The sequence below is a fragment of the Streptococcus sp. 477 genome, assembly GCF_013277295.1.
Classification (GTDB): Bacteria; Bacillota; Bacilli; order Lactobacillales; family Streptococcaceae; genus Streptococcus; species Streptococcus pseudopneumoniae.
The window spans coordinates 1-6326 of the sequence record NZ_VMMQ01000066.1 but is presented as its reverse complement, the minus strand read 5'-3'; the positions used below and the strand labels follow the sequence as shown (position 1 = coordinate 6326).

The 6326-nt window shown below is 40.2% G+C and carries 6 protein-coding genes and 1 pseudogene; 1 reads left to right on the top strand and 6 read right to left on the bottom strand.

The genetic code is table 11. The annotated features are described in order from the left end of the window. The 3 genes from HT691_RS07775 to tgt form a co-directional block, all read right to left on the bottom strand. On the bottom strand, positions 1–158 hold a 158-nt coding region (locus HT691_RS07775; protein ID WP_172923167.1), incomplete at its 3' end, for a helix-turn-helix domain-containing protein. A 256-nt stretch (positions 159–414) separates the two neighbouring features. Then, positions 415–2232, bottom strand: a complete 1818-nt coding sequence (locus tag HT691_RS07770) for an acyltransferase family protein (protein ID WP_001220862.1) — start codon at positions 2230–2232, stop codon at positions 415–417. Between the two features lie 100 nt (positions 2233–2332). Continuing rightward, the gene (tgt, locus tag HT691_RS07765; protein ID WP_001285257.1) at positions 2333–3475 is read right to left on the bottom strand and encodes a tRNA guanosine(34) transglycosylase Tgt; all 1143 of its coding nucleotides are present in this window, start codon (positions 3473–3475) and stop codon (positions 2333–2335) included. A 116-nt stretch (positions 3476–3591) separates the two neighbouring features. On the opposite strand from tgt, the gene HT691_RS07760 reads away from it, so the two are divergent. Further along, positions 3592–4470: a DUF975 family protein gene (locus HT691_RS07760; RefSeq protein ID WP_001108855.1), complete on the top strand. Its 879-nt coding sequence runs from the start codon at positions 3592–3594 to the stop codon at positions 4468–4470. Between the two features lie 117 nt (positions 4471–4587). Here the strand turns inward: HT691_RS07760 and pcp are convergent. From pcp to HT691_RS07745, 3 genes and pseudogenes are all read right to left on the bottom strand, one after another. Beyond that, positions 4588–5232 (bottom strand): annotated as a pseudogene (pcp, locus tag HT691_RS07755) (pyroglutamyl-peptidase I). Between the two features lie 111 nt (positions 5233–5343). Next, positions 5344–5706 (bottom strand): DUF1304 domain-containing protein, encoded by a 363-nt coding sequence (locus HT691_RS07750; RefSeq protein WP_000022854.1) that lies wholly within the window; start codon positions 5704–5706, stop codon positions 5344–5346. A 10-nt stretch (positions 5707–5716) separates the two neighbouring features. After that, the gene (locus tag HT691_RS07745) at positions 5717–6142 is read right to left on the bottom strand and encodes a MarR family winged helix-turn-helix transcriptional regulator (protein WP_000570119.1); all 426 of its coding nucleotides are present in this window, start codon (positions 6140–6142) and stop codon (positions 5717–5719) included. Positions 6143–6326 lie beyond the last annotated feature (184 nt).

Below are 6326 nucleotides of genomic sequence, written 5' to 3'. Positions count from 1 at the left end.
TTTCCGTGTCTGAAGGCTTCTTTTCCTTTCTGTTGATAGGCTAGTAGCAGACGATTGATTTGTCTTTCAGAAAGATTCAGTTCGACACAGGCTCGATTCTTTGTTTTCTTTCCTTGGTCTATAGCTTTTATCACAAGATATTTTTTCGTTTCATTCATATTCAGTTGGATCCTTTTCATACGACTATTTTATCAAATGGGACATTTTCACGTTCGATTTACTAAATGAAAGTTATATAATGAAGTTAGCCACCCAGCCCTCCTAAAAATTAGATGGTTCAACTAGCTGAAAGTGTAGACATAAGAAAACACCTCTGTGTTATACTTGTTGTTCAACCACAAACACAAGAAAGGCACAGAGATGCGATATTTTAAAAGAGTTGGATTTCTCCAACTCTTCTCTTTTTAATACACGTTATTTTGATTTGACTGGCTTGTCTTGAGCTGTCTTCAAGGCTGTGGCAATCGTATCTGCATACAATTTTGCTCCTGCTTCAATAGTGCTAGTGTCACTTCCGAAATGGACTTGGTCTGTTCCTGCCCAAATTTCTGGATGCTCTTTCGCAACTTGATTCCAATCTGCTATCGTGATGTAAGGTGTCTTCTCTGCCAATTCTCTCATGTAGGCAGCAGCCTTCTCAACGATGGCATAGGTCTCTTTTGTCTTATCTCCCTCATAAGGAGTCACCAAAACCATATGGTGGCCCTTAGGAAGATTTTTCACGATACTGTCCCAGTCTTCCTTGTAATTTTCAGGATTATTTACCCCAGTCGCAATGACCACCATCTTAGGTAAAAATTTATTTTGGCTATTGTTTATCATGATTTCATTGGCAGTCTTGGTTGTTCTGCTGACCTGCGCGTTAATTTGTGCTCCAGGAAGAGCTGTCTGCAGGGCTGTATTTGCCCTTAAAGCCACCGAGTCACCAATTAACATAGTGCCATCAGCAATTCCTAAACTATCAGCTTCTGCTCGTTCTGCTATCACTTTTGTTTGGGCAATAGTACTAGCAGCTTGCTTCAAGCCATTGACAGTTAAGTCTGTCTCAAACGCTCCCACTTGTGGTGCCAACAAAGTCACTAAGAAGACAATGAAGGCCAAGATTCCCGTACTTGTTGCAAGAATTGTGTGAATATAAGGCAGGGGACGAAGAGTTTGTAAAATAGGTGTGTTCTTGCCTGCAATCCAAGGTTCCAATACATAAAATGAAAGACTGGCAAATCCATAAGAAAAAATCAAAGTTAATAACACAGCAAGAAGATTTGAGGTCAACTGTGAGAAAATGATGTAGAAAGGCCAATGGAAGAGATAAACTGCATAGCTAGTATCCGCTAAAAAGCTAATCATCTTTGTCTCTTGTATATGATGTGTCTTTTCATGTAAGACACGCGCCGCCAGAATCATAGCAAGAGCTGCAAGGCTAGCAAGTAAGAAGCCCATAAGATAGGCAAAAAGATAGGTAAATTTGACAAAGAAGGTCAAAATGAGTAAGAAGCCAAAACCTCCTCCAAAAACCAAAAGGGTCTTGCGTAAATCCCAGATTTTATCCAACTGCTTGACGAGGGAAGTCGTCTGACGAACGCCTACAATCGTTGCTAGGATACTTCCCAAAAAGAATGGATAGACATGAGTTAAACTGGAGAAGTAAACAGAGGAATAAGAGGTCACTAGAAAACTACCAATAAACATGGAGAAGAAGCTGATCAAGAAGGCAGCAGCTGATAAGAGAAAGACCATTCCCCTCAACTGACCATTTGATTTGGACTGTTTGGATAAGAACCAAACTGCCAATCCCCAAAGAATATAGTAGTGAACCTCAACGGCCAAGCTCCAATTATGAACAAACAAATGAGGAATGAACTGAGATTCATAACTCCCACCTGTTAGCAGTTCATAGAAGTTAGTCATAAAGCCTAAAACACCCGCAATCTGACCCCCAATTCCAGCCACATAATCTTGGCGAACTAGAAAGGTAAAGGGCATGGTTACCAAGACCATCAAAATCACAGGTGGCACAATCCGATAAAAGCGTCTCCTAAAAAATCCAATCAAGTCAATCTCATGATTTTTAGAAAACTCTTCGATGAGTAGAGCCGTAATCAGGAAACCTGAAAATGTGAAAAAGACATCTACCCCGAAAAATCCTCCAGGAAAGATGGTCTGAAAGAAATGATACAAGAGTACCAGTAGTAAACCTGTAATCCTAATCAAGGAAAACCATTTAATGCGCATACGAGTTTATTCTCCCTTTCATTATACACTTTATTCTATCAAAAAAAGAAGAAAAATCCTAAGAGAAAACTTAGGATTTTTAGCTTATATCTATTCCGTTTTAGAAATTGCGTCCTGACTTATTATAGCCATATTTTTCCACAAAATACTCACGGAATTCCAAGAGATTGTCATCCATGATGGCTTGTCGCACTTGCTTCATCAGGTTAAGCAAGAAGTAAAGATTATGGTAGCTAGTTAAGCGGATACCGAAGGTTTCATCAGCTTTGAGTAGGTGACGAAGGTAGGCGCGTGTGTAGTTCTTACATGTGTAGCAATCACACTCAGGATCCAGTGGCGTAAAGTCCTCAGCAAACTGGGCATTTTTGACAACCAAACGTCCCTGACTGGTCATACAAGTCCCGTTACGAGCGATACGAGTCGGCAAGACACAGTCAAACATATCCACCCCACGAATGACCCCATCAATCAAGCTATCTGGCGCTCCGACACCCATCAAATAGCGAGGTTTATTTTCAGGAAGCAGTTGGGTTGTGAAGTCCAAAACCGCATTCATCTCTTCGTGGGTTTCTCCTACTGCCAAGCCACCGATAGAGTAGCCTGGGAAATCCATGCTGACAAGGTCATGAGCTGATTGGCGACGTAGGTCTTCAAATCCAGCCCCCTGCACAATCCCAAATAATCCTTGGTCATGCGGACGACGATGAGCTTTCAAACCACGCTCAGCCCAACGGCTGGTACGCTCGATTGATTTCTTAACGTAGTCGTATGGTTGATAAAACTGAGGACATTCGTCAAAGGACATCATGATGTCTGAACCCAAATTATTCTGAATAGAGATGGCTTTTTCTGGCGATAGGAACATCTTAGAACCATTGAGATGGTTTTTAAAGGTTACTCCTTCTTCTGTGATATTACGGCTATCTGCTAAGGAATAAACCTGAAAACCACCACTATCTGTCAAGATAGGCTGGTCCCAATTCATGAACTTGTGGAGACCACCTGCGCGAGCAATGAGTTCATCTCCAGGGCGAAGCCAGAGATGATAAGTGTTTGATAGGATAATTCCCGACCCCATCTCCTTCAATTCTTCAGGCGACTGAGTTTTGACAGTGGCTTGAGTCCCAACTGGCATAAACATAGGTGTTGGGAAGGTGCTGTGGGGAGTGATGATTTCTCCCAGACGAGCTCCTGTATGTTTTTCTTTCTTAATCAAACGGTATTTGATTGGTGAATCTGACATTTTTTACCTCCGAAGCTGGGAAAGACAGTCCCAGTTCATACTTTGTACCCAAGGGCATACTGTATGATTTTATCAAAAAAAGCTGGAACTGTCACGAACTATGGTATAATAAGAGAATGAACTATCCAAAAATTGATTTAAAAACAATTCGTCAGGAGTCAAAACATTTTCAGGCTGACACCCCCCGTCTCTTTCTCCTCTATATCCTTCCCAGTATGCTGGTCATCTTATCTGGTTTTCTTAATCCCTTATCTCGGATCCACGTGACTGTTTTAGAACAGCCATTTTTCAGCATACTTGGTCAAATACTTCAAGCCTACCTCTTTCCTCTACTAGTCTCCTTTATCGGGACTATTCTTTTGACCAGTTCCGTCTATGCAACCCTGACACTCATGAAAGATTCTAAAACGGAGCCATCTGTAAAAAACAGCCTAGCTCTCTTTGATGAGGAGCGCTTTTCTCAAACCTTTTTGACCCTACTTCTCAAACGTTTCTATCTCTTTTTATGGAGTATCCCTAATTTACTTGGGATTTACTTCCTCTTTTATAGTAGCTTTTTAGCCCAAAAATTCGTCACCCTACATCCTGAGTTTCCAAATCTAGATCTCTCATCAGTTGAAACCGAGCGTTTCCTCATGGTCTTTGGACTCTACTTTCTTGCAAGTCTCATCTTGATCATTGTAGGAAATATCCTCTATATTCCACAGTATTATGCCTATTCACAGGTGGAATTTCTTCTCTGTTATAGTCTAGACCTAGGACAGGCCTCACCAAGACGAATCCTAAAAACTAGCCGTTCCTTTATGAAGGGCTACAAGTTCCAGCACTTTGTCCTAGATTTACAGCTTCTTCCTTGGTACTTCCTCAATTGGATTACCTTTGGCATTGCTAGTTTTTTACTCCTACCTTATATCCAATGTACTAAAATCAGCTTTTATAGAGCAGTACTTAGAGCAGCACTTAGTAAAAAATACCAACTAAACTACCCCTGGTAGGGCTAGTTTTTCACTCCTACCCTACATTCAAATTAATTAATAAAATGATTTTTTACCGAGCAGTATTGGCTCGAAAACGTCCAAAAGCTTGAAGGTTTTCCCTCAAGCTTTTTTCTATCAATGAGTTTCTCCGCCTACCAACTTGAGATCCTGATCTCCATGTTCTATAATGGCTCCGATTGCCGCTTCTATCCCTCGCCTAATATCCACTAAACTCATAGCTGGAGTTGTAGGTCGATTCACCACCTATTCCATCATATAAGGAATATGCATAAAACCTGCCTTAACATGTGGAAATTTCTTTTCTACCAAATAGAGGGCCTGATACATCAAATGGTTGCAGACAAAAGTCCCTGCCGTATTGGAAACAGAGGCCGGCAAGCCCTCTTTTTTTATAGCTTGAACAATCGCTTTAATCGGTAAACTACTAAAGTAGGCCGAAGCACCGTCTTGGCGAATGGAAAGGTCAATCGGTTGATTACCATCATTATCAGGAATGCGTGCATCGTCTTGATTTATAGCCACTCGTTCAGGCGTCAAGCTAGATCTTCCACCTGCTTGGCCAATACAAAAGACAAAGTCAGGTTGATAGCGGTTCATCTCTTCTTCCAATACTTGAGCCGATTTGTGAAAGACTGTTGGCACTTCTAACCAACGGACCTCAGCACCATGGATTTCAGCTGGTAAACCTTTAATGGCCTCCAAAGCTGGATTAACCTTTTCCCCTCCAAAGGGCTCAAAACCTGTCACTAATACTTTCATTTCTAACTCCTCAAAACAAATTCAATGAGACTTTTTCTTAAAAACAAGTATAACATATTTCCCTTATTCCGGAGTGAAAAGGACTAGCGAGACTAAGATTGACCTTTGAACTTATTTAAAGAGAAAAATACTAATCAAGGCTAAAATAGCTGGCTCACCTTGCTTCAAAATAATTTTCTTATCTGCTGTGAGAGAGCCATAAGCCGCAGCACCAATCACAAATAAAACAAAAATAGTCACAATTTCTAAATTCTGTGAGAAATAAATCCCATACAGGAGAAAGACTCCTAGCAGAGCATTATAAATCCCTTGATTTTTAAACAGTGAACTTACCGACGGACGAGCTAGTTCTTCCCTGTCCATGTTAAAGACACGACTAGTCGCTTCTGATTGCGTTGCAATACTTTCCAAATAAAAAATGTAAAAATGCTCCAAAGCAACGATTGTTGCTAAAATAATTGTAATAATTGACATCTATTTCTCCTTAAATTTCTATATTTTCAATGCTCAAAACCAATTTGTTTAATAAACGGCTGAATTCTGTTCTCTCAGACTCTGTTAAGATACTTTCCATCTCTTTCTTAACCTTGATATGCTGCAGAGGTGGATTCATCACTAACTGCTCCTTGGCATACTTCGTAGCCTCTACCAAGACTTCTCGCTGATTTTCAGGATTACGATGACGCTCCACCAAACCTTCCTTTTCTAAAATCTTAAAATGCCGTGTCAAAGCAGCCTGATCAATCTTCAAACGCTCCTGAACCGCTATTTGATTACAAGGGGAATGCTTCAACAAAAATAATAAAATCTGATACCGTGTCAAACTAATCCCAAGCCTTTTTTCAAACAATTGCGTACTCGCTTGCTCAGACAAGCGGAGTTGATACAGTAAATCTTGAATCTCTATCATTTCTTCCTCCTTTCTATTGATTTATCAATAGTTGATTAATCAAGTTTAATATAATACTATCCTAAAATCAAAAAACATCTTATAATAGTAGTTATGAAACTTACAAACGAAGAAACACAAAAAATTGAACAACTCCTAAGAGATTCATCGTACGCCAAATATCACAAACGTCTACAGATTATTT